Below are 26,269 nucleotides of genomic sequence, written 5' to 3' on the forward strand. Positions count from 1 at the left end.
GATCGGTCGAGGCGCCGCGGGACTCACCGCCCCGCGCGCGCCCTCAATACGCCTGAAGCCCTGCGGCCCTAGCGCATCCACGCCGGCGCGGACGAGCCGGTGCTCACCACGCCATAGATCAGTGCGATGGCCAGGATGGCCGCCGCGATGACCATGAACATCTGGATCATGCTCTCGACGCGCAAAGCCGTATTACGCTTACGGTGGTGATGAACTTCACCATGATGCTCGGTCGACATTAGCTTCCTCGCAATCCTACCGGGAGGACCCCTCGGTCCTCCGCCGAACTGCGACAGGCGCCGCGAGGACGCCGTTCCGGCCGCTCAGTCCCGGGCCGCCGGAGCGCGCCCTAGTGCCGCCTGCACCAGTCAGGCGATGGACGGATGGTGCGCCCGGAAGGAACGCTGGTCAACCAAGGGGCTTGGCGCGCGCGGTCACAACCTCGGGGCGTGCGACCTTCGCGCCACGGGCGAACTGGCCCCTCAGGAACGCAGGTAGCGGTTCCCGCTGGGGAGCTAGGCGGACACCCCGAACAGCGCGCCGACCCCCGCGGTGGCGGCGAGCGCCAGGGCGCCCCAGAACGTCACGCGAAGGACGGCCTTCCACATGCCCGCCCCTCCGGTCCGTGCGCCGATCGCCCCCAATATCGCGAGAATGACGATCGCGGTCGCGGCGACGACGGGTGCGATCCACGCTCTTGGCGAGGCGAGGGCCGCGATGAGCGGCGCGGCCGCGCCGGCGGAGAAGGTGAGCGCCGAGGTGAGCGCGGCCTGGATCGGCCGCGCGGTGCTGATGTCGGAGATGCCGAGCTCGTCGCGGGCGTGCGCGCCCAGCGCGTCCTTCGCCATCAGCTGGTCGGCGACCTTGCGCGCCAGCTCGAGATCGACGCCCCGAGCGGCGTAGAGGTGGGCCAGTTCCTCGCGCTCGAACGCCGGCTGCTCGGCGAGCTCTCGTCGCTCGCGCGCCAGGTCGGCGTGCTCCGTATCGGCCTGGCTGGAGACCGAGACATACTCGCCGGCGGCCATCGAGAACGCGCCCGCCGTCAGCCCTGCGGCGGCCGCCAGCAAGATCTCGGTGCGGCCCTGCGCGGCGGCGGCCACGCCGACCACCAGACTGGCGGTCGAAACGACGCCGTCGTTGGCGCCCAGGACGGCGGCCCTGAGCCAGCCGATCCGATGCACCAGGTGCCGTTCCATGTGTCGTCGGGCCATTGCGCCTCCTAACGCCGCAGGAAAGGGCCGGCGTTGATCTCGCTCAGGTCCGCGCTCCCTGCGCGTAGCTCTGCAGCGGCCGCACCTCCAGAGGAGCCTCGGCGGTGGCCACGATCGCCTGCGCCGCAGCCAACGCGCCCGCGGTGGTGGTGAAGTAGGGGATCTTCATCATCAGCGCCGACCGGCGGATCTCGAAGCTGTCCACCAGCGACTGGCGGCCCTCGGTGGTGTTGAAGACCAGCTGCACCTCGCCGTTCTTCATCGCGTCGACGATGTGCGGCCGCCCCTCCAGCACCTTCTTGATGAACTCCGCCTCGACGCCCTCGTCGCGCAGGTATCTGGCCGTGCCGCCGGTCGCCAGCACCTTGAAGCCGTGCGCCGCCAGGAGACGCGTCGGCTCCAGGATCCAGGACTTGTCCGCATCCTTCACCGAGACGAACACGCAGCCGCCGGTCGGCAGCGCCGTGCCGCCGCCGAGCTGGCTCTTGGCGAACGCCCGCGCGAACGCCGGCCCCGGGCCCTCGCCGGGCCGCGCCCAGTCGAGGCCCATCACCTCACCCGTCGAGCGCATCTCCGGGCCCAGCACGGTGTCGACGCCGGCGAAGCGGGCGAACGGGAACACCGCCTCCTTCACCGCGATGTGGTCGAACTTGGCTTCGACCAGACCGAAGCCTGCGAGGGTCTTGCCGGCCATCACCTTGGCGGCGATCGCGGCGATGGGCAGGCCCACCGTCTTGGCGACGAACGGCACGGTGCGGCTGGCGCGCGGATTGACCTCCAGCACGAAGATCCGCGGATTTTCGCTCTGCGGCTCCTCGATCGCGAACTGCACGTTCATCAGCCCGCGCACCTTGAGCGCCCGGGCCATCGCCTCGGTTTGCCGCTTCAGCGCCGCGATCGTCTCATCCTTCAGCGAGAAGGGCGGCAGCGAGCAGGCGGAATCGCCCGAGTGCACGCCCGCCTCCTCGATGTGTTCCATGACGCCGGCCACGAACACCGTTTCGCCGTCGCACAGCGCGTCCACGTCCACCTCGGTGGCCCGCGAGAGGTACTGGTCGATCAGCACGGGGCTGTCCCCCGAGACCTGCACGGCCGTGCGGATGTAGCGGTCGAGCTGCTCGTCGTCGCGGACGATCTCCATCGCCCGGCCGCCGAGCACGTACGAGGGGCGGATCACCACCGGATAGCCGACCTGGTGCGCCGCCTCGAACGCCTCCTCGGGCGAGCGCGCGATGGCGTTGACCGGCTGGGCGATCTTCAGCCGCGTGAGCAGCTTCTGGAACCGCTCTCGATCCTCGGCAAGGTCGATGGCGTCGGGCGAGGTGCCGAGGATCGGCACGCCGGCGTCCTCCAGCGGCTTGGCCAGCTTCAGCGGCGTCTGGCCGCCGAACTGCACGATCACGCCCAGGAGCTCGCCGCGGCTCCGCTCCACCTCGATCAGCTCCAGCACGTCCTCGGCGGTCAGCGGCTCGAAGTACAGGCGGTCGGAGGTGTCGTAGTCGGTGGAGACGGTCTCGGGGTTGCAGTTGACCATGATCGACTCGACGCCGATCTCGTCGAGCGCGAAGGCGGCATGGCAGCAGCAGTAGTCGAACTCGATGCCCTGGCCGATGCGGTTCGGCCCGCCGCCCAGGATGATCGCCTTCCTCCGGTCCGACGGCTCGCTCTCGTCGTCGGGGATCTGGCCCAACGCCCCGGTCTCGTAGGTCGAGTACATGTAGGGCGTCTCGGCGCGGAACTCGCCGGCGCAGGTGTCGATGCGCTTGAAGACGGGCCTGACGCCCAGGCCGCGGCGCTGCTCGCGAACTTCCTTCTCGGTGGTGCGGGTCAGGTTGGCGAGCCGCGCATCCGAGAAGCCCAGCGCCTTCAGCCGGCGGAACTCCGCCGCCAGCGTCGGCAGGCCGTCGTCGCGGATCTGCGCCTCCGCCTTCACCAGCGCCTCGATCTGCCGCAGGAACCAGGGCTCGTAGGAACAGGCGGCGTGGATCTCGTCGCAGGTCAGCCCGGCGCGAAACGCCTCGGCGATCACCCGGATGCGGTCCGGCGTGGGCTTGCCGAGCTGACGCAGGATCGCCGTGTGCGGCGCATCCTCCCGGTCGTCCGGCTCGATGACCACCTCGTCCAGCCCGGTCAGGCCGGTCTCCAGCCCGCGCAGCGCCTTCTGCAGGCTCTCGGCGAAGGTCCGGCCGATCGCCATCACCTCGCCCACCGACTTCATCGACGTGGAAAGCAGCGGCTCCGCCCCTGGGTACTTCTCGAAGGCGAAGCGGGGGATCTTGGTGACCACGTAGTCGATGGAGGGCTCGAACGAGGCGGGCGTCGCGCCGGTGATGTCGTTCATCAGTTCGTCGAGGGTGTAGCCGACCGCCAGGCGCGCCGCGACCTTGGCGATCGGGAAGCCCGTGGCCTTCGAGGCCAGCGCCGAGGAGCGGCTGACGCGCGGGTTCATCTCGATCACCACCATGCGGCCGTCGGCAGGGTTGACCGCGAACTGGACGTTGGAGCCGCCGGTCTCCACGCCGATCTCGCGCAGCACCTGGATCGAGGCCGTGCGCATGCGCTGGTATTCCTTGTCGGTGAGGGTCAGCGCCGGCGCCACGGTGATCGAATCGCCGGTGTGGACGCCCATCGGGTCGACGTTCTCGATGGAGCAGACGATGATGCAGTTGTCCGCCTTGTCGCGGACGACCTCCATCTCGAACTCCTTCCAGCCCAGCACGCTCTCCTCGATCAGCACCTCGGTGGATGGCGAAAGGTCGAGGCCGCGCTCGACGATCTCGCGGAACTCCTCGACGTTGTAGGCGATCCCGCCGCCGGTGCCGGCGAGCGTGAACGAGGGCCGGATGATCGCCGGCAGGCCGACCAGCTCCAGCGCGACCTCGGCCTCCTCCAGCGTATGCGCGGCCTTCGACCTCGGGCTCTCCAGCCCGATCGCGTCCATCGCGTTGCGGAACTTCTCGCGGTCCTCCGCCTTCTCGATCACCTCCGCTCGGGCGCCGATCATTTCAACATTGAACTTTTCCAGCACGCCCATCCGCTCGAGCGCGAGGGCCGTGTTCAGCGCGGTCTGCCCGCCCATGGTCGGCAACAGCGCGTCCGGCCGCTCCTTCTCGATGATCTTGGCCACCATCTCCGGCGTGATCGGCTCGATGTAGGTGGCGTCGGCGATGTTCGGATCGGTCATGATCGTCGCCGGATTGGAGTTCACCAGCACGATCCGGTAGCCCTCGGCCCTGAGCGCCTTGCAGGCCTGCACCCCGGAATAGTCGAACTCGCAGGCCTGGCCGATCACGATGGGCCCCGCGCCGATGATCAGGATCGAGGAGAGATCGGTGCGTTTGGGCATAGCTCTCGCGCGCGAAGCGGCGACCGCGCGAAACTCACGCGCGCGCCGCCGGTCAGAACTGCAGGTTAAGCGGTCCCCTTAGAGGGCGACTCTTTCGCGCGCAAGCGGCGTGATCGCGCAGGCGCACTAGAGCAACTCGTCGAGCGGCGGCTCCAGCGTCCGGGCCTTCTTGCGGGGCCGTTCGCGCATCACGCCGGGATAGCCCTTCAGGGGCGCCAGCGCTTCGCCGGTCCAGGTCCAGTCGGCCTGTTCCGGAAGATACATGTGGTAGCGCGGCTCGCGGCCGGTGCGGCTCCGGAAGATGCCGCGCGGGATGTTGACGATCTTGGGCGAGCGCGGCCGCTCGTAGGTCAGGGGCGTGCCGCAGCGGGCGCAGAAGCTGCGGACCGTCTTCCGTTCGGGGTCCTCGTAGCGGGTGATGTGCGCCTTGCCCTGCAGGATGCGGAACCGGCTCTTCCAGCTGCCCACATAGGTCGCGTAGGCGCAGCCGTGGGCCCGGCGGCTTTCGGCCGAATGGTCGTGCCAGGCCCACACCGCCGGCACGTCGATCTCCAGCCGCACGGCCCCGCAGGCGCAGGCCGCCTGCGCCTGCACCGCGGAGCGCTTCTCGGGCGCCGCCTTCGCCGGCTTCTTCGCCATCCGCCCCTCCCTGGACTCGCCGGAAAACCTACCAACTTCCGCGGCATGGGCCACGCGGCGAGCCGCAAAAAACCTCTGCTGCGCCGCAACCAAATCGCCGCTCAGCCATATTGTTAACTGAGGCTGAGCGGGGCTGCCGCCGGTCGCGAACGATGTCCGAGGAGACCCCATGACCCTCATCGAAAAGATCCCCACCATGAGCGATGAGGACGTGGTCAACCTCCTGGCCAACGCGCGGCGCCTGAAGGACGCCGGCGATGAGAAGCAGCGGGCCGCGGCTTGCGACCTGATCCCGACGCTCGAGGAGGCGGCCGCCGAGCGCCGCGCCCGCCGGCTCGCCGCCGCCCAGGCCAAGCGCGCCGCCAAGCGCCCGCTCAAGCACAAGGCCGCCTAGAGCTTTCATCGTCGGCCGCGCGGCGCCAGGCTGGGCGCATGATCCGAACCCTCCCCTTCTTCGCCGCCCTGGCGCTCGCCGGCTCGGCCGCGGCCCAGACGCCGCCCGCGCCCATCACCACGACCCTGAAGACGTTGTCCGCCACCAGCGCGGGACAGCCGATCGTCGCCCCGGCCGGCCCGCTGCAGGTCACGGTCTCCGAGACGACGGTGCCGCCGCACGGCCAGATCGCGCCGCACAAGCATCCCTATCCGCGCTACGTCTATGTGCTCTCGGGACAGGTGAAGGTCACCAATCTCGCGACCGGCGAGAGCTACGAGCTCAAGGCCGGCGACATGAGCGTCGATCCGGTGGACCAGTGGCACAAGGCCGAGGCGCTGGGGCCGGGCCCCGCCCGCCTGATCGCCCTCGACCAGACCCCGCCCGGCGTCTCCAACGTCGTGCGCCAGTCCCCCTAGGCGTCCGCAGCGAGCCCGCGATCGTATCAGCGAGCGCCCGGCGCTTGCCGCGAGGCGGCGCGCGGGGCAGCTTGGCTGCACGGATCCGGACGGGACGACCTTGGCTCCAGCTGTCACCGCCGACGCGCTCGCCCCGCTGATGGCGCGGATCGCCGCCGGCGACCGCGCGGCGCTGCGCCAGCTCTACGCGGCGACATCCGCGAAGCTTTTCGGCGTCGCCTTACGTATCCTCTCCGATCGTGAGGACGCCGAGGACGTGCTGCAGGAGGTCTATGTCACCGTCTGGCGCCGCGCCGACCGCTTCGATGCGGGCCGCGCCAGCGTCATGACCTGGGTCGCGGCCATCGCCCGCAACCGGGCGATCGACCGGCTGCGCGCCCGCGGGCCGCTCGCCCGCGCCGAACCCGCGGAGGACCTGGAGATCGCCGACGAGGGCGCCGTGAGCGCCGAGGCGCTGCTGGCGGCCGCCGACGACGCGGCGCGTCTGAACGGCTGCCTCGGCGAGCTCGACGCCCGCACCCAGGCGGTGATCCGCACCGCCTTTTTCGAGGGCGTGACCTACGAGGCGCTGGCCCGCCGGATGGATGCGCCGCTGGGCACGGTGAAGAGCTGGATCCGCCGCGGCCTCGCCAGGCTCAAGGGGTGCCTGGAGCGATGAGCGAAGGCCCCGACCTCTCCGAGACCGAAGCCCTGGCGGCCGAGCATGCACTGGGCGTGCTCTCGGGGCTCGAGCGCGCGGCGGCCGAGGCGCGCATGGCGCGCGATCCGGCCTTCGCCGCCCTGGTGGCGGCCTGGCGCGAGCGGCTCTCACCGCTGCTCGGCGGCATCGCCGAGGTCCCGCCGCCGCCGGACGCCTGGTCGCGTATCGAGCGCGCGCTGCCGGCCAACGACAACCGCGCGCTCCGCGTCTGGCGCGGCATCACCGCAGGCGCCCTCGGCCTCGCCGCGGCGAGCCTGGCGGTGAGCGTGTTCCTGGCCAACCGGCCGCCGGTCGTGATCCAGGCGCCGCCGCGCCAGGCCGCGCCGCTGCTCAACGCCAGCCTGACCAGCCAGGCCTCGGGCCAGCCGATGTTCATCGCCGCCTACGATCCGGTGCGCAAGGCGCTGATCGTCACCTCGCTGGCGCCGCCCGGCGGCGACCCCCGCCACGTCCACGAGCTCTGGGTCATTCCGGCCGACGGCAAGCCGCATCCGCTCGGCCTCATCACGCCGGGGACATCGAAGGCCATGCCCATGCCCGGCAAGATGGCTCCCATGCTGCAGCCTGGCGCGACGCTCGCCGTCTCGATCGAGCCGCCCGGCGGATCGCCGAAGAAGGACGCCCCCTCCGGCCCGATCGCCGCGGTCGGCAAGCTCGCGCAGGTCTGAGCGGGGCTGCATCCGCGCCCGCCGCGCGGCCGTACCTTCGCCATCGCCGATACGGGGGCGATGGGAAATCGAAGGAAGACCACAATGCGTAAGATCGTTTCGGCGGCGCTCGCGGGCGCTGCGCTGGCCCTCGCCGCCGGCGGCATGGCCTCGGCCCGGATGAGCGCCGCCCACATGATGGGCGGCAAGGAGCACACCGTCATGGTGGGCGGCGCCGCCATGTATCCGTCGAAGACCATCATCCAGAACGCGGTGAACTCGAAGGATCACACCACCCTGGTCGCCGCCGTGAAGGCCGCGGGCCTGGTCGACACCCTCTCCGGGCCGGGGCCGTTCACCGTCTTCGCGCCGACCAACGCCGCCTTCGGCAAGCTGCCGCCCGGCACGGTCGACAGTCTGGTGAAGCCCGAGAACAAGGCGACGCTCGCCAAGATCCTGACCTACCACGTGGTGGCGGGCCGCATGTCCTCCGCCGACCTGATGGCCAGGGCCCGCATGGGCGGGAGCCTCACCACCGTCGAGGGCGAGCCGCTCAAGGTCAGCGCCAGGAACGGCGCGGTCTGGCTCACCGACGCCAAGGGCGGCATGGCCCGCGTCACCATCCCGAACGTCAACCAGTCGAACGGCGTGATCCACGTCGTCGACGCCGTTCTGATGCCGTAAGGCGAACCGCAGAAGACGCAGAGAGGCGCCGAAGCGAGCCCACGGCTTGGCACGGATGGGCGGATCGCCCGCGGCGCTTCGTTTCCCGATCCCGCGGGGGGGCGCTTCAGCCGCGATCCGTGAGAATCCGTGAAATCCGTGGTTCCAAACCAAAGGCCGGCCGCTCGGCCGCCCTTCTTCTGCGAGCGTCTGCGTTTTCTGCGGTTACTTCGCCTGGTCCATCAGGCCGGCGAAGCGGTCGAAGAGGTAGAGCGAATCGGTGGGGCCCGGCGAGGCCTCCGGGTGGTGCTGCACCGAGAACACCGGCCGGTCGGTGAGCGCGATGCCGGCGTTGGTGCCGTCGAACAGCGAGACGTGCGTCTCGACCACGGGGCCGGGCAGGGTGTCGCGGTCCACGGTGAAGCCGTGGTTCATCGAGACGATCTCCACCTTGCCGGTGGTCAGGTCCTTCACCGGATGGTTCGCCCCGTGGTGGCCCTGCTCCATCTTCACGGTCTTGGCGCCCAGCGCCAGCGACAGCATCTGGTGGCCGAGGCAGATGCCGAACACCGGCGTGCCGCTCTCCACCAGCTTCCTGATTTCGGGCACCGCGTACTCGCCGGTGGCCGCCGGATCGCCCGGCCCGTTCGAGAGCAGCACGCCGTCGGGCTTGCGCGCCAGGATCGCCTCGGCGGTGGTGTTGGCCGGCACCACCGTCGCGCGGGCGCCGATCGAGGTCAGCGCGCGCAGGATGTTGCGTTTCACGCCGTAGTCGACGACCACCACCTCGTACTTGGGCTTGGCGGCAGGCTTCGCGTAGCCTTCGCCCCACGCCCACAGGCCCTCGTCCCACACGAACGGCTGCAGGCAGCTCGCGTCCTTGGCGAGGTCGAGGCCGACCAGGCCGGACCAGGCCCGCGCCCGGGCGATCAGCGCCTCGAGGTCGAACTTGCCTTCCGGGTGATGCGCGACCACCCCGTGCGGCATTCCGTGCTCGCGGATGCGCTTGGTCAGCGCGCGGGTGTCGACCCCGGCCAGCCCGATGACGCCGCGCCGCGCCATCCAGGTCTCCAGGTCCGCCTCCGCTCGCCAGTTCGCCGGGCGGGTGGGGACGTCGCGGAAGATCGCGGCCCTGGCCGCCGTCGTCGCCGAGCCCGAGACCTGCTCCACGTCCTCCACATTGGCGCCGACGTTGCCGACGTGGGGGAAGGTGAAGGTGACGATCTGGGCCATGTAGGAGGGATCGGTGAGGATCTCCTGGTAGCCCGACATGGCGGTGTTGAAGCAGACCTCGCCCACCGCCTCGCCGACCGCGCCCACGCCGATGCCCTGCAGCACGGTCCCGTCGGCGATCGCCAGGACGCCGGTCGCGCCGGGCAGGAGGTCGCGGCTCATGAAGGACTCCTTTTCCGCGGGGCAGGATGCGGGAAATCGGCCCGCCGATCCACCGGGCGGGCAAACGGCCGCGTACGTAGTGGCCCGGCCCGCGCCGGTCAATCGCGGGCGGCTGCAAGCGAGGGATGCGCGTCCTTGCGTCGCCGGCCGCGCTCTGGCCAAGTCCGCCCATGCTGGCGCTCAGACCTAACTGCGAATGCTGCGACCGCGACCTGCCGCCGGAGAGCGATCAGGCGCGCATCTGCACCTTCGAGTGCACCTTCTGCGCCGACTGCGTGGACACCCGCCTGGGCGGCCGCTGCCCGAACTGCGGCGGCGCCTTCGTCCCGCGCCCGATCCGTCCGCCCGCGATGCTCGCCCGCTTCCCGGCTTCGACCGAGCGCGTCGTGAAGCCGCACGCCCCCTGCGCCGCCTGAAGTAGGGAACCACGGATCACACCGATTTCACGGAAATGCGCGCCTCCTCTCCTGAAGAGGAGGGGCTGGCGGGAAATGTCACAACCTCCTCTGCTTCCCCGTCCTTGCCTCAGAACCGAACAGGAGGCGGACGGATGGCCCGGACGATCGCAGGCGCGCTTGGCTTGATCCTGGCCGTGAACGGCCTCGCGATGCTGTTCGCCGGCCTCTGGTGGTACGGCGCCGTGCCCGGCGTGACCGCCACCGGGCCCTACAACCCGCACTTCGTGCGCGACATCGGCGCGGCCTATCTGGTCGCCGGCGGCGCCCTCAGCGCCTACGCCGCATGGCCGCAGGAGGCCTGGTCGGGCCTGGCCGCCGCCGCCGGCTTCCTGACCCTGCACGCCGCCGTCCACGTCTACGACGCCGTCTGCGGGACCCACCCGTTCGCCGACGTGCTGCGCGACGCAGGCGGCGTCTACCTGCCGGCCGCGCTCGCCCTGTGGCTCGCCGTTCGCCCGATCTCCAAGGAGTCTCCCCATGCTGAAGTCGCTGCTTAGGCGCTGGATCGACCGCTTCGAGCGGAGCTGGAACTACGACGCCTCCTATATGCGCGAGGTGCTGGACGCCTCGCCCGCCACGCTCCTGAAGTTCGCCTTCGTCTCCGGGCTCGTCGAGCGCAAGGCCGCGCCGGCCGCCGCGCTGGCGGCTGCCGGCATCGCCGGCACGTTGGCCGAGGACTGCGGCCCCTGCACCCAGATCGGGGTCCAGATCGCCGAGGCGAACGGCGTCTCGCCGGATGTGCTGCGCGCCGTCCTGGCGGGCGACGAGGCCGCCATGGGCGCCGAGGCCGCGCTCGCCTGGCGTTTCGCCCGCGCCAGCCTCGCCCGCGACATGGCCGCCTGCGATCCGCTCCGTGACGAGATCCTCCGCCGCTGGGGCGGGAAGGGCCTGGTCGCCGTCGCCATGGCGCTGACCACGGCGCGCATGTACCCGACGCTGAAGTACGCGCTTGGTCACGGCAAGGCTTGCTCCCGGGTGGTGGTGGCCGGCGAACCGGCTCCGGTCGCGCATCTGGCGATCGCGGCGTAGGCTTGGCCCCATGGACCGCACCGCGCTCTTCGAAGCCCAGCGGCCTCGCCTCAAGCGCCTCGCCTACCGCATGCTGGGCTCCGTTGCGGAGGCCGAGGATGCGGTGCAGGACGCCTGGCTGCGCTGGACCCATGCGCCGCAGGACGTGGCCGACCCCGCGGCCTGGCTGGTGCGCGCCGCGACCCGGCTCTGCATCGACCGCCTGCGCGCGGCCAAGGCGGCCCGCGCGGCCTACCGCGGCCCCTGGCTGCCGGAGCCGCTGATCGAGCCGCTCGACGCCGATCCCGTCGAGCGGGCGGAGGACGTGTCGGTCGCCTTCCTGCTGGCCCTGGAGCGCCTGTCGCCGCTGGAGCGCGCCGTCTTTCTGCTGCACGACGTCTTCGACGAGGACTACGCCGCCGTCGCCGAGACCCTGGACCGATCGGAGCCCGCCGTCCGCCAGCTCGCCGCCCGGGCCCGCGCGCACGTGCAGGAGGCCCGGCCGCGCTTCTCGATCCGCCCGGACAAGGCCGCCGAGCTCGCCGCCGCCTTCATGGCCGCCGCGGCGACGGCGGATGTCGCGCAGCTCTCAGCCCTGCTGGCCGAGGATGCCGTGATGGTCACCGATGGCGGCGGCAAGCGGAAGGCCGCGCTGCGGGTCCTGGTCGGCCGCGAGGACATCATCCGCCTGCTCCAGGGGCTGAGGTGGCGCGGCGGCGTGCCGGAGGTCGAGCGGATCGAGCTTGCCCGCATCAACGGCGCGCCGGGAGTCGTCCTGCGTCTCGCCGGCGGGGATCCCGAGACCGTGTCGTTCGAGACCGACGCCGATGGACGCATCTCGGCGATCTACGAGGTGCGCAATCCCGACAAGCTCGGCCACGTGGCGATGCGCTAGACCTACTCGGCCGGCTCCTTTGCGCCGCGCAGCTCGGCCCTGATCGCCTCCAGCAGCGCCGCCGAGCCCAGCGTCGAGTCCGCCTCGCCGGCGCCGCTCAGGGCGTGCTCGGGCGGGACGATCTCGGGCCCTTCGCCGGGCGGCAGGGGCGGGGTGTAGTAGCCCAGCGCGTAATAGGCCATGGCGTAGCCGATCAGCGCCTGCAGCTCGGGTTCGAGCGTCCGGGCGATCTCCGGCGGGCAGCTGAGGTACTGGTTCTCCTCCTGCCGCAGCCAGCCCAGGGCGTAGGTGATGTTGAGACCCCAGCGGTCGCCGTCGCTGTCGTTGGGCCCGCCGCCATGGAACACGCTGCCGGTGTAGACCAGCACCGAGCCGCGGCGCATCTCGGCGCGGGCGATCTCGCCGGGTTCGGCGACCCGCTCGTCTGGCCAGGCGACCGAGCCCGGGACCACCTGGGTCGCGCCGTTCGCGGCCGTGAAGTCGGTCAGCGCCCAGATCGTGTTGAGCTGCGGCTCGATCGCCTGCATGTGCTTGCCCCACGCCCAGCGGTCGCGGTGGATCGCCTGCGCCGGCTGCCCGGGCATGATGCGGATCAGCTGCGTCAGGTGCAGCTGGTAGCGCTGGCAATTGGGCAGCAGCACCGCATCGCAGATCGCCCGCACCCGCGGATCGAGGATCAGCTTGCGGCAGAGCGGCGAGCGGGCGACCAGGGCGCCGGTCCGGGTGGTCTTGAGCCCGGAGAACAGGTCGCGCCCCGGCTTGGTCGCCTCCACGTAGGGGCGGAGCTCGGCGGCGACGGCGTCGGCCTCGGCCGCGGGCAGCATGTCGTCGAGGATCAGCGCGCCGTCGCGCTGCAGCACGGCGGTGATCGCCTCGGCGGGCGCATCGGCGGGCAGGTGTTGCAGCGCTGGCATGGCGATGACCTCCGGCTTTTCGCCCGAGCCTACGCCCGCTCGCCCGCGAAGCCGAGGCTGACGCTACGTCGGCGGTTGCGCGCGGTGGCGAAGGCGCGCCAACCTGGGCCTCTCGCCGCAAGGAGCCCGCCCGATGACCGTGATGACCCCCTCCGCACGCTGGTGCGAGGCCGGCGAGGCCCTGCTGCCCGAGCTCATCGCCCTGCGGCGGTCGATCCACGAGGAGCCGGAGCTCGGCCTGAAGACCCCGCTCACCACCGCCAAGGCCAAGCAGGCGCTGCAGGGGCTGCCGCTGGAGATCCGCGAGGGCGGGGCCACCACCGGCTTCGTCGCCATCCTGCGCGGCCCCGCCAACGGGCGCACGGTGCTGCTGCGCGGCGACATGGACGCCCTGCCGCTCCATGAGGAGACCGGGCTCGGGTTCACCTCCAGGGTCGAGGGCGCCATGCACGCCTGCGGCCACGACACCCACGTCGCCATGCTGGCCGGCGCCGCGCGGGTGCTCTGCGAGCGGCGCGAGGAGCTCGCCGGCACGGTGATGTTCATGTTCCAGCCGGGCGAGGAGGGCCACCACGGCGCCCGCCACATGCTGGACGACGGCCTGATCGATCCGCTGCCCGACGCCGCCTTCGCGATCCACATCACGCCCAACGTGCCGACCGGGATCATAGCCGGGCGCGCCGGTCCCCTCATGGCCGCCGCCGACCGCTTCGAGATCCATGTGAAGGGGCAGGGCGGCCACGCCTCCCAGCCGCACGCGGCGCTCGATCCGATCCCGATCGCCTGCGAGATCGTGGGCGCCGTCCAGGCGATGGTCACCCGCACCATCCCGGCGTTCGATCCGGTGGTCGTCACCGTCGCCCGCATCACCGCCGGCACGACCAACAACGTCATCCCCGAGACGGCGGAGATCGAGGGCACGATCCGCTCGTTCTCGGAGCACTCGCGCAAGCTCGCCCATGACGGCCTGCAGCGCCTCGCCCGGCACATCGCCGCGGCCCACAGGGCCGAGGCCGAACTGAAGCTCTTCCCGGGATTCCCGGTGACGGTCTCCGACGCCCGGGCCGTGGATCTCGCCGAACGCGTCGCCCAGGATCTGTACGGCGAGGCCGCCTGGCGCACCATGCCGGCGCCGGTCATGGGGGCCGAGGACTTCGCCTACGTCCTGCAGAAGGTCCCCGGCGCCATGGTCTTCCTCGGCGCGACGCCCGAGGGCGGCGACTTCCGCGCCTGCTGCGCCCTGCACTCCAACCGCATGGTGCTCGACGAGCGGGTCATGCCGCGCGGCGTCGCCATGCACTGCGGCTTCGCCGAAGCCTTCCTGCGCGAGGGGTTCGCCGCATGAGCACCGACTGGCCCGCGCTCACGGCCGACCTCGAACAGCTCCTGAAGCTGCGCTCGATCCCGTTCGGCATGAAGCTCTACGAGGACGCTGCGGAGATGGAGGCGATCCCGCGCATCCGCCGGCCGCAGCACGTCCATACGCTGGACCAGGTGGTCGGCCAGGCGTCCCGCCTCGGCTGGACCGTCGGGATCACAGCGGAGGATCTGGTGGGCGCGCAGTGCCGTGCGGTGGTGGGCCTCGGGTCGGCCAAGACCGATGCGTGGAAGTCGGGCGAGCACATGACCGGCGTCTGGTTCTCGACGCTCGAGGACGCCGCCGCGCACCAGGCCGCGATGAATTGCGTCCCGGACGGCCGCTACCAGGCGCTGGCGGTGGGCCCGCTCGCTTCGGGCAAGCTCGGCGATCCGGACATCGCGCTCTTCTACGCCACTCCCGGCGCGATGATCTACTTCATCAACGGCCTGCAGTGGGCCGGCTACAAGCGCTTCGACTTCAGCGTGGTCGGCGAGAGCGCCTGCGCCGACAGCTGGGGCCGGGCGCTCACCAGGCGCGAGCCCAGCCTCTCCATCCCCTGTTTCGCCGAGCGCCGCTACGGCGGCGTGCTCGACGAGGAGATGCTGATGGCGACCCCGCCCGAGCACCTGCAGAAGGCCATCGACGGCATGCGCGCGCTCGCCAAGAACGGCTTCCGCTACCCCTTCCCGCAGTACGGCGTGCAGCAGGACGTCCGCGCCGGCATGGCCGTGAGCTACAAGTCGTAAGAAACCGCAGAATACGCAGAAGGACGCAGGATCGACGGAGCGAGCTCAAGCACGCCGATCGCGCCCAAGGCGCGATCAACAAGCGTTCTGCGCCTTTCTGCGTTTTCTGCGGTTTCAAATCCTTCCGTGTCTTCCGGATTTTCCGTGGTTCATAATGCCCCGATGACCCGGCCCTTCGATGTCGAACCCTTGCCCGCCACCTTCGGCGCGGTGGTCACCGGCCTGAGGCTCGCCGCCCTCTCCGACGCCGACTTCGCCGTGCTCTACGAGACCTGGCTCGACTACGCGCTCTTGATCTTCCCGGGCCAGCATCTGACGACCCAGCAACAGGTCGCCTTCGCCCGCCGGTTCGGGGCCCTGGAGTTCGACCTCGCGCCGATCTCCAACGTGCGCGCCGACGGGTCCCTCCGCGCCGACGACGACAGCGACGACGTGATCAAGGTGCTGAAGGGCAACATGGGCTGGCACTGCGATTCCACCTACATGCCGGTGCAGGCCAAGGGCGCGGTCTTCACCGCCCACGTCGTGCCGGCCGAAGGCGGCGAGACCGGCTTCGCCGACATGCGCGCCGCCTACGACGCCCTGGACGAGGCGACCAGGTCCAGGATCGCGGACCTCTCGGCCTACCACTCGCTGCATTACAGCCAGGCCAAGCTCGGCCATCAGCACAGCGAAGGCAGCGCCTATTCCGGCTACGGCTTCCAGGTGAAGGACCCGCCGCTTCGGCCGCTGGTGAAAACCCATCCGGAGACCGGGCGCAAGTCGCTCAACGTCGGCCGCCACGCCTATGGGATCCCGGGGCTCGCGCCCGAGGAGTCCGAGCGCCTGATCGAGGACCTCGTCGCCTTCGCCGCCCAGCCGCCGCGGGTGTGGCATCACCACTGGAGTCCCGGCGACGCCATCGTCTGGGACAACCGCTGCCTGATGCACCGCGCCTGCCCGTGGGACATGCGCGAGCCGCGGGTGATGTACCACTCCCGCCTCGCCGGCGACCCGGTCGCCGAGTTCGCCGCTCACGCCTGAATCCCAGGCGTTCGGCGAACGCCGAAACCTTCCGCCGCTTGGATGAAGCTTGGCCTGCGAGACGTTGGGGCTCTCGGGCGGGGCGATCGTCATCGCAGACGTGGAGCACGCAAGATGCGGAATCGACTGGCTATCCTCTCCCTCGCCGCGGCGGGCGGCCTTCTCCTGGCCACCACCGCGCAGGCCCAGCTGCTGGGCGGCGGCGGCGCGATCGGCGGCGGCCTGGCTGGCGGCTTGGGCGGCGGGCTCGGCGGCGCGGCGGGAGGGCTCGGCGGAAGCCTCGCCGGCGGTCTCTCGGGCGATGCCCGGCTCGGCGTGGACTCCACGGCGCGCGACACGGTCGACGCCGCGCGCACGCGCAGCACAAGAGCCGCCCGGCGCGCGGCGCGGGCCGCGCATTCGGCCGCCGGCCAGGCGGAGGGCGCCGCGGGCGGCGCGGCCGCGACCGCTCAGGGACTCGCCGCCTCGACGACCGCCCAGGCGCAGGGCCAGGCGGCCGGCGCAGCGTCCGCAGCTCCTGTGAGCGCATCCGGCGCCGGATCGGCCCAGGGCTCGGCGCAGGCGGGCGGCGCCTCCCGCTCGGCCCATGCGGCGGGGTCGGGCTCCGGATCCGGCGACGCCAAGGCCAACGCCGGCGGGACGCACGCGAGCGTGCAAGCCGGGGCCTCGGCCTCAGGCTCGGCTGGCGTCAGTCAGCAATAGGTTGAAGCGTCCAGGCGGCCGGCCGCGGAACTTCCGCCGGGCCCGGCCGCCTAGCTCTTCGCCAGCGCCCGCTTCAGTTGCACCGCGCCGCGGCGCGCGGCGGCCAAGAGCGAGGTCGCCATGACCACGGCGAAGATCGCGAACCAGAACAGGTCGCGCGCCCAGGTCTGCTGTTGGACGGGGTTGTGCACGTCGTCCCCCGAGCGCCCGCCGAGGAGCGCAGTGACGCCCAAGTAGTCGAGACAGCCGAGCGCGGCCCAGGTCAGGACCAGCGCGCCAACCACTCGAACCCACATGATCATGCGCCGACCCCCTTGAAACGCTGGCGCTTCACGGGCGCGAACATGGCGCCTTCGGCCCGCAAGTTCAAATCAAGCCTGCCTGCGGCGGCGGCGCAGGGGGCCGGGACGCCGACGGATGGGGGCTCATCGCACGCACGCCAGAACCAGGTCACGCACTTCATGCAGATCGCGCACGACAAGGACGCAGAGCGCGCCGATCTCCTCGGTCGGCTCGAGCAGATCGGGCGCCATGATGGTCATCATGCCGGCCGCCGCCGCCGAGCGGACGCCGATGTGCGAGTCTTCCAGGGCCAGACACGACCGCGGCTCGACCCCCAGGCGTTCGGCGGCCTTCAGGAATGGATCGGGCGCGGGCTTGCCGTTCTCGTAGTCGCCGCGGCAGACGATCGCGTCGAAACGATCCATCAGGCCGTGCGCGGTCAGGTGACGCTCGACGGTCGTGCGAGACGACGAGGTGGCGATCGCGCGCGGCAGCCGGACCTCGTCCAGGATGTCCAGCAGTTCCAGCGCTCCCGGCTTCAGGGCCAGCTTATGTTCGGCGATCAGCCAGAAATGGCGCGACCAGCTCGCGTGGAAGTCGTCGAACGGGAAGTCCTCGCCGAAGTGCGACAGGAACAGACCCCTGCACTGCGACCGCCGCACGCCGATCGACTGGCGGTAGATCTCCTCCGTGACCTCGTGCCCCGCTTCGTCGGCGGCGGAAAGAAGCGCCTCCTGCCAGAGCGCTTCGGTGTCGAACAGCAGGCCGTCCATGTCGAAGACCACCGCGCAGGGGCGATGCGGCAATGCCGCGCTGCGCTTGGCGTGGAGCGGTGGCGTCGAGGGGTTTGTCACTCAGATCGCGCCTTGCGCCTTCAGCGCCTCGACCGCCGCAGCGTCGAGGCCGAGGAGCTGGCGATAGACCTCCGCATTGTCCGCGCCGATGGCGTGGCTCGGCTGGGCCGGGGTCTGCGGCGTGCCGTGATAGCGCAAGGGGCTGTTCGGCACGGTGATGCGCCCGAGGCTCGGGTGGTCGATCGTCTCCAGCATTCCGCGGCCCTGCATGTGCGCGTTGGCGAGCACCTCGTGCAGGTCGCGCACCGGGGCGGAGGGGACCTTGTGCCGGCCGGTGGCGGCGAAGATCTCCGCGCGGGTCAGCCCCGCCGCCCAGGCTTCCACCACCGCGTCGGTCTCGGCCATGTGCTCGACCCGCGCCGCATTGGTGGCGAACCGCGCGTCGCCGGCGAGGTCCTCGCGGCCCATGGCGCGCAGCAGCGCCGCCCAGTGGTCGTCGTTGTTGCAGATGATCGCGAACCAGCCGTCGCGGCAGGCGTAGACGTTGTAGGGGCTGACCGCGAGGCCGCCGTGGCGGTTGCCGGTGCGGCCGAGCGGCCGGTCGGGATTGTTGTGGATCATGCCAAGGTTGGAGGCCAGCGTCGGGAACATCGTCTCGATCATCGCCACCTCGACCAGGCGCCCGCGGCCGGTGCGCTCGCGCTCGAAGAGGGCGGTGGCGATCGCGCCATAGAGGTGGGTGCCGGACAGGAAGTCGGCGATCGCCGGCCCGGCCTTCACCGGCGGCCCGTCCGGGAAGCCGGTGACGCTGATCGCCCCCGAGGCGGCCTGGATGGTGATGTCCATGGCCAGGTTGTCCCGCTCCGGTCCCGAGAGGCCGTAGCCCGTCGCCGAGGCGTAGATCAGCCGGGGGTTTATCGCCATCAGCGCCTCGGCGCCCACGCCGAGCCGGTCCATCACGCCCGGCGCGAAGTTCTCGAGCAGCACGTCGGCCTTCACGACCATCTCCTTGAGCAGCGCCACGCCGCGCGGGCTCTTGAGGTTCAGCGTGATCGTCCGCTTGTTGGAGTTCAGCATGGCGAGCGGCAGCGAGGCGCCGCCGCCCACCGCCTCGCGCACCCGCAGCGGCTCGCCGCGGGGCGGCTCGATCTTGATCACGTCGGCGCCGGCCTTGGCGAGCAGCAGGCCGGCGTAGGGCCCCTGATAGACCTGGCCGAAGTCGAGGACCGTGATGCCGGCGAGGGGCGGGGGCCGCGTCGCCATCAGTAGAGCGCCTGGTCGAACAGGTCGCGCGCCATCACGATGCGCTGCACCTCGCTCGGGCCCTCGCCGATCCGGCGGATGCGCATCTCGCGGTACCAGCGCTCCAGCGGCAGGTCCTTGGTCACCCCATAGCCGCCGTGGATCTGGATCGCGCGGTCGACCACGCGGCTCGCCCCTTCGCTCGCCAGCAGCTTGGCCATCGCCGCCTCGGTGCGGAACGGCTCGCCCCTCGCCGCCTTGCAGGCCGCCGCCAGGATCGCCCAGCGCGCGGTGCGGATGTCGATCTCGTTGTCGACAACCATCCACTGGATCGCCTGGCGGGTGGAGAGCGCCGCGCCGAAGGTCTCGCGCTGTTTGGCGTAGTCGATCGCCATCTCCTGGGCGCGGACGGCGACGCCCAGGCACCCGGCCGCATAGGGGATGCGCTGGCGGGTCAGCCGATCGTTGGCGATCGCGAAGCCGCGGTTCACCTCGCCCAGCACGTTGGCGTGCGGCACGCGCGCGTCCTCGAACTGCAGCTCGGTGCCATAGTGGCCGGAGCGCAGCGTGTGCACCACGCGCCGGACGTAGAACCCCGGCGTGTCCGCATCGACGATGAAGCAGGTGATGCCGCCGCGGCCCTTCTCGGCGTCGGTCCGTGCGAACACGATCCCGAAGTCGGCCCCGTCCGCCCCGGAAATGAAGATCTTCGACCCGGTGATCACCCACGCGTCGCCGTCGCGCACCGCCTTGGTGCGGATGGCGCGCGCCGGATCGGAGCCGCCGGAGGGCTCGGTCAGGCCGAAGAAGCCGCGCTTCTCGCCGCGCAGCATGGGGAACAGGTAGCGCTCCTTTTGGTCCTCGTTGGCCTCGTAGAGCTGGGCGAGGCCCGCGCCGCCGAACGCGCCGTAGCAGGGGGAGTAGAGCCCCGCCCGGTGTTGCGCCGTCTCGATGGCGATCAGCGTCTGCGTCACGATGTCGACGTCCGGGCCGCCGAACTCCGGGGGGATGCCCAGCCCGTAGAGGCCCATGGCGCGGGTCTTCTCGACCAGGCGGGCGTGGTCCTCGGGCTCCACGTGCGAGGCGTCCGGATCGAGCTTCGCCTCCAGCGGCCAGACCTCCTCGCGGACGAACCGGCGGACCTGGTCGACGATGAGCGCCTGCTCTTCGCTCGGCTCGAAGTCCATGCGCGCCTCCTATCCGGGACGGAGCCGGCCGAGCCGCCGGCGCACGTCGGCGGCGTTGCCGGGCGGCAGCTGGCCGTGATCGGCCTTGTGGACCATCAGCAGCTCCTCGTAGCGGCTCATGTACTGCGCGGTGACCTCGGTCCGGAACTTGGTCGCCTCCTGCTTCGCCAGCGCCGCCTCGAGCTCGCTGCGCAGCCCGAACAGGGTGCGCCCGCCGGCGTAGCCGATGCGGACCACCGCGCCCGCCGCATCGCCCAGCTGGAACACCCCGAGCTCCGCCGGCAGGGCGGCGATCGCCTCGGGCGTGAGCGGCCGCCAGGGCTTCTCCAGGCGAACCCCCATCACCGCCCCTCGAACCGCGGCAGGCGCTTCTCCAGCATCGCCGCCATGCCCTCGCGCGCATCGGCGCTGCGCGAAGCGGCGGTGACCAGCGCGTCGACGTCGTCGTGCGGGATCGCGTCGCGGAACGCCATGGCCCGGACCAGCAGCGCCTTCATCGCCCGGAGCGACAGGGGCGCGTTCGCCGCCAGCCGCCCGATGACGGCCGCGGCGGCCGCCTCCAGCTCCGCGGCGGGAACCGCCCGGTGGATCAGTCCGAGCTCGGCCATCCGCCGCGCGGGCAGCAGATCGCCCAGCAGCAGCATCTCGCGGGCGCCCACCGGCCCCGCCACCTCCAGCAGCTTCTTGGCCAGGAACCAGGAGGGCGCCAGCCCGATCCTGGCGAGGCTCATGCCGAACCGCGCCGTCTCGCTCGCGACCACGAAGTCGCAGTGCAGCGCCAGCTCGTTGCCGCCGGCGATCGCATCGCCCTGCACCACGGCTGTGACCGGCAGGGGGTAGAGCTCGATCGCGTGCAGCATCTCTTCGATCCCGCCCGAGGCCAGCCCGCCGCCGCCGCGCTCGCGCAGGTCCAGGCCGGCGCAGAAGGCGGGCCCCTCCGCCCGGATCACCGCGGCGCGCTCGGCGGGCGAGGGCGGCTGCGCGAACGCCGCCTTGAGCCCTTCCAGCATCTCGGCGTCCAGCGCGTTGCGCTTCTCGGGGCGCGCCAGCGTCACCTCGCGCACCGGCCCCCGAACCTCGACCCGGACCTTCTCCATCGCTCCTGCCGTCTTTTTCTTTTCGTTGTAGCGGCCGCGCGCCGCGGGGGCGAGCGCGGCGTCGCATTGCCGAGGTGCGCCGGGCGGGCGCAAGATGATCGCCCTGGGGGCCCGCCGCCTTGCGCTTCGACGAACATTTCCTCGACGAGATCAAGTCGCGGCTGCGGCCCAGCGACGTGATCGGCCGCACGGTCAAGCTCCGGAAGCAGGGCCGCGAGTACGTCGGCCTGTCGCCCTTCACCAAGGAGAAGACGCCCTCCTTCTACGTCAACGACGACAAGGGCCAGTTCTTCGACTTCTCCTCGGGCAAGACCGGCGACCTGATCAGCTTCCTGCAGGAGACCGAGCGGCTGTCGTTCGTCGAGGCGGTCGAGCGGCTGGCCGCCGAGGCGGGCGTGCCGCTGCCGGCGGTCGATCCGCGCGCCGCCGAGCAGGAGAAGACCCGCCAGAGCCTGCTCGACTGGCTTGAGACCGCCTGCCAGTGGTTCGAATCGGAGCTGAAGCGACCCGCCGGGCGCGAGGCCCGCGCCTATCTAGAGAAGCGCGGCCTGCCGGAAAAGGACTGGGCCCGCTTCCGCCTGGGCTTCTCGCCCGCCGGCCGCACGGCGCTGAAGGACTACCTCGTCGCCAAGGGGGCGCGGCCCGCGGAGCTGGTGGAGGCGGGTCTGCTGATCGCCCCGGAGGAGGGCGGCGCCCCCTACGACCGGTTCCGCGACCGGATCATCTTCCCGATCCTTGACGCGCGCGGCCGGGTGGTCTCGTTCGGCGGCCGGGCGATGGATCCGCAGGCCCGCGCCAAGTACCTGAACGGCCCCGAGACCCCGGCCTTCCACAAGGGCCACCAGCTCTACGGCCTCTCCGAGGCCCGCAAGGTGCTGGCCGCCGCGCCCCCGAAGGCGAACGAATCCGGGGAGGAGCCGCCGCTGGTGGTGGTCGAAGGCTACATGGACGTGATCGCCTGCCTGCGGTCAGGGATCCCGGCCGTGGCCCCGATGGGCACGGCGCTCGGCGAGGAGCAGATGGAGGCGCTCTGGCGCCACCACCCCGAGCCCACCCTCAGCTTCGACGGCGACCGCGCCGGCCGGCAGGCCGCCGCGCGGGTCATGGACCGGGCGCTGCCGCTGCTGACCCCCGGCCGCTCCTTCAAGTTCGCCATCGTCGAAGGCGGCAAGGATCCTGACGAGGTGCTCCGCGAGCAGGGCCCGGCCGCCCTGAAGGCGCAGCTCTCCCGCACCACGCCCTTCGTCGAGGCGCTGTTCCTGCGCGAGAAGCAGCTCACTCCGCTAGAAACCCCAGAGCAAAGAGCGGGGTTCAAGGTCCGGCTTCGCCAGGTCGCGCGGCAGGTCCGAGATGCCGATTTAGCCGAACAGTACCGCATCGATCTCCTACGACGCTTCGAGGAGAGCTTTCCGCGCAATCAGTTTGTGCCGGCATGGGCGAATAGGAAGCCATCGACGGTCGTCAGCTTAATCATCAACAAGAATCTGGCTCAGATTCTACGGGAGCGTACCCGCCGACTAAATGCATCGGTGGCCGTCAGGGGCGTGCAAACTCCCGCTCTGCTTCTCCCTTATGTCGAGGAGATCGCCGCCTTCGGATTTGGTGACCCGCCCCTCAGGAAGGTCGCTGATGCGATTGTGGAGGCGCTATCCGAGCCAGGCGCCGACCAAAACCTTCTCATGAGTTTCATCCGCCACGCGAGGGCAGAAGACGCCTTCAACAAAGCGTTTCGTATCGCTCATGAGGTTCCCACGCTGCCGTTCCTCGATCCCGCGATCCCGGAGAAAGAGGCCGAAAGAATGTGGCGTCGTGCCCTTGAGGGCATTATCGAATTGGCCGCACTGAGGCAGGCAGTCGCCGAGCGGCCGCCAATCGATGATCCCAACGATTTTATCGAACGCCGGCGTACGATCAGGAGTCGCCGTCATATCCTTGAACACCAACTCAGCGATCTTACAATTTGGGCCGAGTAAAATCGCTGAATCCCGGCCCGACATCCCGCCGCACAAGCGGCCGGTGACGCTCAGGTCGTGGCGCCAATTTCCTTCTTGGGTCGGCCGCCACGCTTGCCGTTCTCGCGCGAGGCTTTCGCCTGCGCCTCTCGCCGAGTCCAGTCCAGGGGTCCAAGGAAGCCCTCGAGCAGGCCCGAGACGGCGTAGTCGGCGTCGAGGCGAGGGAAATGGAGCGTGCTGCCGACGCCTTCCACGGTTACGCCCACAAAGTCTTCCGCTGGCGCCTCGGCGAGGCCCTGCGCCCGTCGCGGATCGAACGAGAAATCCAGGCCCGTGTCGAGGCGCACGATCACCCGATGAGACCTGCGGTCAAACCGCGCGGAGATCGCGCGGGGAAGGGGGCGGCGGCGCTTGCGGTTGACGCCCCTCTTGAAGGAAGCCTCGTCCAGCAGTTTGAACTCAGCCATGGATGTCGCTCCAAACCTTGCAGCATTCGTCGATGTTGGCGGCGACTTCCAGCCCGAGCTCGTTGAGGTGCTTCAACGTCCAATCACCCTCGGCGTCCCAGAATTCGATCGGGCCATCGGGGCAGTTCAGTTTGAAGCGAGCTTCGCAACCTTTGCCGAACGCATGCACGTGAGCGGGAGGATGATCATTGGAATTAACGGCCACCCTGTATCGGCGGTGACTTCTGAAGACCGTCGCCATTGCCGCTTGTCCCACAGAACCTAGATGATGTCTAGGTTCCGGTGTTCAAGGGTCATGCGGCGCTTGCGCCATCTCCCCGCTCATCCCCGCGCAGGCCGGGACCCAGGTCGAGCCGCCGGCGCCGCATGGCGCGCGCCGCCGCGGGCGCTAAGCTGCCATCCGAGTCGGGGATGCGATGACGCCTGCCGAATTCGTCCGCAAGTGGAGCGACAGCGAGCTGCGCGAGCGGCAGGCCTCGCAATCGCACTTCAACGACCTCTGCTCGATCCTCGGCGTCCCCACGCCGACCGACGACGACGCCAAGGGCGACCACTACTGCTTCGAGCGCGGCGCGGAGAAGGTGGGCGGCGGCGACGGCTGGGCCGATGTCTGGCGGCGCGGCTGCTTCGGCTGGGAATACAAGGGCAAGCACAAGGACCTCAACGCCGCGCTGCGCCAGCTGCAGGCCTACGCTCTCGACCTCGAGAACCCGCCCTATCTCGTGGTCTCCGACATGGAGCGCATCATCGTCCACACCAACTGGACGAACACGGTCTCGCGCAAGTACGAGTTCGCTCTCGACGACCTGCTCGACCCGGCGAAGCTGCACCTGCTCCGCGCCGTGTTCGACGGTTCGGAGGAGCTGAAGCCGAAGGTCAGCCCGCAGGAGCTGACCGCCAAGGCGGCGGAGCGCTTCGGAGAGCTCGGCCGACGCTTGCAGGAGCGCAAGCTCGACCCGCGCGCCGTGGCGCACTTCCTGAACCGGCTGGTGTTCTGCATGTTCGCCGAAGACGCGGGCCTGCTGCCGAAGGACCTGTTCAGCCGCACGGTGAAGGCGGTGGCGCACAAGCCGGCGGCGGCGCAGGCGCAGCTCGCGGCGCTGTTCGGCCTGATGGCGCGCCCGGGAGACACCTTCTTCGGCGAACACCTGATCCGCTGGTTCAACGGCGGCCTGTTTGATGACGCCGCGACCCTGCCGCTGGAGCCGCCGGACCTCAAGCTGATCGCCGACACCGCCGAGGAGCACGACTGGTCGGAGATCGACCCCTCCGTCTTCGGCAGCCTGTTCGAGCAGGCGCTGAAGGCGACCCGGGAGCGGCCGGCGCTGGGCGCCCACTACACCGACCGCGAGAAGATCCTGAAGATCGTCGAGCCGGTGATCGTCCGCCCCCTCGCGGCCGAATGGGAGGCGGTGCTGGGCGAAGTCCGCGAGGAGGTCGCGCGCATCGCCCAGGCAGAGGCCGAGCGCAAGGCGGTGCTGGACGAGGCGGGCGAGAAGATGAAGACGGACCCTTTCGCCGCCAAGGCCGACGAGCCCAGGCGGCGGCGCAGGATCGCCGAGGCTCTGAAGCGCAAGGACCAGGCCTACGGCGCGGCGAAGGAGCGGGTGCAGGCCTGGCTCGACCGCCTCGCGGCGTTCCGCGTGCTCGACCCGGCCTGCGGTTCGGGGAACTTCCTCTATGTCGCGCTGCACGAGCTGCTCGACCTCGAGCAACGGGCGATCGTCGACGCCGAGCGGCTGGGCCTCACGGGCTTCCTGCCGGCCCTTGGCCTGCAATGCGTTCGGGGAATCGAGATCGACCGCTACGCCGCCGAGCTGGCGCGCCTCACGCTCTGGATCGGCTACCTGCAATGGACGCTGAAGAAGGCCACCAAGCCCCCGCCCGACCCGGTGCTCTCCACGCTCGACCAGATCGAAAACCGCGACGCCCTGCTGAACCCCGACGGCTCGGAGGCCGAGTGGCCGCAGGCCGACGTGATCATCGGCAATCCGCCGTTCCTGGGCGGCAAGCGGATGCGGGACAATCTCGGCGACGCCGCGGTGGAGCGGCTGTTTGCGACCTACAGGGGCCGTGTGCCGGCGGAGGCCGACCTCGTGGCCTATTGGGTGGAGAAGGCGTGGCGGGCGATCCAGGCCGGCAAGGCCGCCCGCGCCGGCCTGGTGACGACGAATTCCATCCGCGGCGGCGCCAATCGTAGGGCGCTCGACGCGATCGCCGACGCCGGAGAGCTATGGATCGCGTGGGCGGATGAGCCCTGGATTCTCGAAGGAGCGGCGGTGCGCGTGTCCATGCTGGGCTTCGGGTCCGGTTTCGGGGCGCGCGAACTCGACGGGCGCCCGGCGGCTCGGATCAACGCTGATCTGACCTCGGCCGACTTTGACCTCACCAAGGCCGCGCGCCTGAAGGAGAACGCCGGTGTCGCCTTCATGGGCGACACCAAAGGCGGCGCCTTCGACATTCCGGGTGAACTCGCGCGCGAGTGGCTGGAGCTGCCGCTCAACCCCAACGGCCGGCCGAACAGCGACGTGCTGAAGCCCTGGCGCAACGGCCTGGACGTGACCCGCCGCCCCGCCGACAAGTGGATCATCGACTTCGGCTGGAAGATGACCGAGGCGGAGGCCGCGCTCTACGAGGCGCCGTTCCGGCATCTGCTCTTCCACGTGAAGCCGGAGCGGGAGCGCAACAA

Annotated in this window: 29 protein-coding genes; 15 read left to right on the top strand and 14 right to left on the bottom strand. The window is 70.7% G+C overall.

Annotated features, from left to right (window positions below; all coding sequences use genetic code 11):
* Positions 1 to 68 precede the first annotated feature (68 nt).
* From Q0W60_RS09660 to Q0W60_RS09675, 4 genes are all read right to left on the bottom strand, one after another.
* Positions 69 to 239 (bottom strand): hypothetical protein, encoded by a 171-nt coding sequence (locus Q0W60_RS09660; RefSeq protein WP_297694971.1) that lies wholly within the window; start codon positions 237 to 239, stop codon positions 69 to 71.
* A 276-nt stretch (positions 240 to 515) separates the two neighbouring features.
* Entirely contained in the window at positions 516 to 1,211 is a 696-nt protein-coding gene (locus tag Q0W60_RS09665; protein ID WP_297694973.1) for a VIT family protein, read from the bottom strand.
* A gap of 43 nt (positions 1,212 to 1,254) precedes the next feature.
* Positions 1,255 to 4,557, bottom strand: coding sequence for a carbamoyl-phosphate synthase large subunit (gene carB / locus Q0W60_RS09670; RefSeq protein WP_297694975.1), 3,303 nt, complete (start codon positions 4,555 to 4,557; stop codon positions 1,255 to 1,257).
* 126 nt (positions 4,558 to 4,683) lie between these two features.
* Positions 4,684 to 5,196, bottom strand: coding sequence for a GFA family protein (locus Q0W60_RS09675; protein ID WP_297694977.1), 513 nt, complete (start codon positions 5,194 to 5,196; stop codon positions 4,684 to 4,686).
* Between the two features lie 169 nt (positions 5,197 to 5,365).
* On the opposite strand from Q0W60_RS09675, the gene Q0W60_RS09680 reads away from it, so the two are divergent.
* The 5 genes from Q0W60_RS09680 (at position 5,366) to Q0W60_RS09700 (ending at position 8,079) form a co-directional block, all read left to right on the top strand.
* Complete coding sequence (locus Q0W60_RS09680; RefSeq protein ID WP_297694979.1) at positions 5,366 to 5,590, top strand: hypothetical protein; 225 nt, start codon at positions 5,366 to 5,368, stop codon at positions 5,588 to 5,590.
* Between the two features lie 38 nt (positions 5,591 to 5,628).
* On the top strand, positions 5,629 to 6,048 hold the full coding sequence (locus tag Q0W60_RS09685) for a cupin domain-containing protein (protein ID WP_297694981.1): 420 nt from the start codon (positions 5,629 to 5,631) through the stop codon (positions 6,046 to 6,048).
* 100 nt (positions 6,049 to 6,148) lie between these two features.
* Positions 6,149 to 6,706: a sigma-70 family RNA polymerase sigma factor gene (locus Q0W60_RS09690; protein WP_297694983.1), complete on the top strand. Its 558-nt coding sequence runs from the start codon at positions 6,149 to 6,151 to the stop codon at positions 6,704 to 6,706.
* Positions 6,703 to 7,416: an anti-sigma factor gene (locus tag Q0W60_RS09695; protein ID WP_297694985.1), complete on the top strand. Its 714-nt coding sequence runs from the start codon at positions 6,703 to 6,705 to the stop codon at positions 7,414 to 7,416. Before Q0W60_RS09690 ends, Q0W60_RS09695 begins: the two co-directional genes overlap by 4 nt.
* Positions 7,417 to 7,500: 84 nt before the next feature.
* Positions 7,501 to 8,079 carry a fasciclin domain-containing protein gene (locus Q0W60_RS09700; protein WP_297694987.1) on the top strand — a complete coding sequence of 193 codons (579 nt, stop codon included), beginning with the start codon at positions 7,501 to 7,503 and terminating at the stop codon, positions 8,077 to 8,079.
* A 204-nt stretch (positions 8,080 to 8,283) separates the two neighbouring features.
* Here Q0W60_RS09700 and carA read toward each other — a convergent pair whose 3' ends face one another.
* Positions 8,284 to 9,453, bottom strand: a complete 1,170-nt coding sequence (carA, locus tag Q0W60_RS09705) for a glutamine-hydrolyzing carbamoyl-phosphate synthase small subunit (protein WP_297694989.1) — start codon at positions 9,451 to 9,453, stop codon at positions 8,284 to 8,286.
* Between the two features lie 170 nt (positions 9,454 to 9,623).
* On the opposite strand from carA, the gene Q0W60_RS09710 reads away from it, so the two are divergent.
* The 4 genes from Q0W60_RS09710 to sigJ all read left to right on the top strand — a co-directional run bounded on the left by Q0W60_RS09710 (position 9,624) and on the right by sigJ (position 11,814).
* Complete coding sequence (locus tag Q0W60_RS09710) at positions 9,624 to 9,869, top strand: DUF1272 domain-containing protein (RefSeq protein ID WP_297695024.1); 246 nt, start codon at positions 9,624 to 9,626, stop codon at positions 9,867 to 9,869.
* Positions 9,870 to 10,003: 134 nt separating this feature from the next.
* Positions 10,004 to 10,408, top strand: coding sequence for a hypothetical protein (locus Q0W60_RS09715; RefSeq protein ID WP_297694990.1), 405 nt, complete (start codon positions 10,004 to 10,006; stop codon positions 10,406 to 10,408).
* Positions 10,389 to 10,940 (top strand): hypothetical protein, encoded by a 552-nt coding sequence (locus tag Q0W60_RS09720; protein ID WP_297694992.1) that lies wholly within the window; start codon positions 10,389 to 10,391, stop codon positions 10,938 to 10,940. The genes Q0W60_RS09715 and Q0W60_RS09720 overlap by 20 nt, the downstream gene beginning before the upstream one ends.
* Before the next feature lie 10 nt (positions 10,941 to 10,950).
* The gene (sigJ, locus tag Q0W60_RS09725) at positions 10,951 to 11,814 is read left to right on the top strand and encodes an RNA polymerase sigma factor SigJ (RefSeq protein WP_297694994.1); all 864 of its coding nucleotides are present in this window, start codon (positions 10,951 to 10,953) and stop codon (positions 11,812 to 11,814) included.
* Between the two features lie 2 nt (positions 11,815 to 11,816).
* On the opposite strand, the gene Q0W60_RS09730 is transcribed toward sigJ, so the two are convergent.
* The gene (locus Q0W60_RS09730; RefSeq protein WP_297694996.1) at positions 11,817 to 12,728 is read right to left on the bottom strand and encodes a phytanoyl-CoA dioxygenase family protein; all 912 of its coding nucleotides are present in this window, start codon (positions 12,726 to 12,728) and stop codon (positions 11,817 to 11,819) included.
* 133 nt (positions 12,729 to 12,861) lie between these two features.
* Between Q0W60_RS09730 and Q0W60_RS09735 the strand changes: the two genes are divergently transcribed.
* From Q0W60_RS09735 to Q0W60_RS09750, 4 genes are all read left to right on the top strand, one after another.
* Positions 12,862 to 14,073, top strand: coding sequence for a M20 family metallopeptidase (locus Q0W60_RS09735; RefSeq protein ID WP_297694998.1), 1,212 nt, complete (start codon positions 12,862 to 12,864; stop codon positions 14,071 to 14,073).
* Positions 14,070 to 14,834: a DUF169 domain-containing protein gene (locus Q0W60_RS09740; RefSeq protein ID WP_297695000.1), complete on the top strand. Its 765-nt coding sequence runs from the start codon at positions 14,070 to 14,072 to the stop codon at positions 14,832 to 14,834. Before Q0W60_RS09735 ends, Q0W60_RS09740 begins: the two co-directional genes overlap by 4 nt.
* 162 nt (positions 14,835 to 14,996) lie before the next feature.
* The gene (locus Q0W60_RS09745) at positions 14,997 to 15,857 is read left to right on the top strand and encodes a TauD/TfdA family dioxygenase (protein ID WP_297695002.1); all 861 of its coding nucleotides are present in this window, start codon (positions 14,997 to 14,999) and stop codon (positions 15,855 to 15,857) included.
* A gap of 114 nt (positions 15,858 to 15,971) precedes the next feature.
* Positions 15,972 to 16,559 (top strand): hypothetical protein, encoded by a 588-nt coding sequence (locus tag Q0W60_RS09750; protein ID WP_297695003.1) that lies wholly within the window; start codon positions 15,972 to 15,974, stop codon positions 16,557 to 16,559.
* 50 nt (positions 16,560 to 16,609) lie between these two features.
* Here the strand turns inward: Q0W60_RS09750 and Q0W60_RS09755 are convergent, their stop codons facing one another.
* From Q0W60_RS09755 to Q0W60_RS09780, 6 genes are all read right to left on the bottom strand, one after another.
* Positions 16,610 to 16,861 carry a hypothetical protein gene (locus Q0W60_RS09755; protein ID WP_297695005.1) on the bottom strand — a complete coding sequence of 84 codons (252 nt, stop codon included), beginning with the start codon at positions 16,859 to 16,861 and terminating at the stop codon, positions 16,610 to 16,612.
* A gap of 123 nt (positions 16,862 to 16,984) precedes the next feature.
* Entirely contained in the window at positions 16,985 to 17,647 is a 663-nt protein-coding gene (locus Q0W60_RS09760; RefSeq protein ID WP_297695007.1) for an HAD family phosphatase, read from the bottom strand.
* Positions 17,648 to 17,695: 48 nt separating this feature from the next.
* Positions 17,696 to 18,898, bottom strand: coding sequence for a CoA transferase (locus tag Q0W60_RS09765; RefSeq protein WP_297695008.1), 1,203 nt, complete (start codon positions 18,896 to 18,898; stop codon positions 17,696 to 17,698).
* Positions 18,898 to 20,064 (bottom strand): acyl-CoA dehydrogenase family protein, encoded by a 1,167-nt coding sequence (locus tag Q0W60_RS09770; RefSeq protein ID WP_297695010.1) that lies wholly within the window; start codon positions 20,062 to 20,064, stop codon positions 18,898 to 18,900. Before Q0W60_RS09770 ends, Q0W60_RS09765 begins: the two co-directional genes overlap by 1 nt.
* 9 nt (positions 20,065 to 20,073) lie before the next feature.
* Positions 20,074 to 20,406 (bottom strand): hypothetical protein, encoded by a 333-nt coding sequence (locus tag Q0W60_RS09775; protein WP_297695012.1) that lies wholly within the window; start codon positions 20,404 to 20,406, stop codon positions 20,074 to 20,076.
* A complete protein-coding gene (locus tag Q0W60_RS09780) occupies positions 20,406 to 21,161 on the bottom strand; it encodes an enoyl-CoA hydratase/isomerase family protein (protein ID WP_297695014.1) in 756 nt (251 codons plus the stop codon). The genes Q0W60_RS09775 and Q0W60_RS09780 overlap by 1 nt, the downstream gene beginning before the upstream one ends.
* A 119-nt stretch (positions 21,162 to 21,280) precedes the next feature.
* On the opposite strand from Q0W60_RS09780, the gene dnaG reads away from it, so the two are divergent.
* Positions 21,281 to 23,134 carry a DNA primase gene (gene dnaG / locus Q0W60_RS09785; RefSeq protein ID WP_297695016.1) on the top strand — a complete coding sequence of 618 codons (1,854 nt, stop codon included), beginning with the start codon at positions 21,281 to 21,283 and terminating at the stop codon, positions 23,132 to 23,134.
* Positions 23,135 to 23,184: 50 nt separating this feature from the next.
* Here dnaG and Q0W60_RS09790 read toward each other — a convergent pair whose 3' ends face one another.
* Together Q0W60_RS09790 and Q0W60_RS09795 are read right to left on the bottom strand one after the other, a co-directional pair.
* Positions 23,185 to 23,580 carry a DUF2442 domain-containing protein gene (locus Q0W60_RS09790; RefSeq protein ID WP_297695018.1) on the bottom strand — a complete coding sequence of 132 codons (396 nt, stop codon included), beginning with the start codon at positions 23,578 to 23,580 and terminating at the stop codon, positions 23,185 to 23,187.
* Positions 23,573 to 23,821 carry a DUF4160 domain-containing protein gene (locus Q0W60_RS09795; RefSeq protein ID WP_297695020.1) on the bottom strand — a complete coding sequence of 83 codons (249 nt, stop codon included), beginning with the start codon at positions 23,819 to 23,821 and terminating at the stop codon, positions 23,573 to 23,575. The genes Q0W60_RS09790 and Q0W60_RS09795 overlap by 8 nt, the downstream gene beginning before the upstream one ends.
* 175 nt (positions 23,822 to 23,996) lie before the next feature.
* On the opposite strand from Q0W60_RS09795, the gene Q0W60_RS09800 reads away from it, so the two are divergent.
* Positions 23,997 to 26,269 (top strand): class I SAM-dependent DNA methyltransferase (locus Q0W60_RS09800; protein ID WP_297695022.1); only part of this gene is annotated, 2,273 nt, incomplete at its 3' end.

The sequence above is a fragment of the Phenylobacterium sp. genome, assembly GCF_025934275.1.
Classification (GTDB): domain Bacteria; phylum Pseudomonadota; class Alphaproteobacteria; order Caulobacterales; family Caulobacteraceae; genus Phenylobacterium.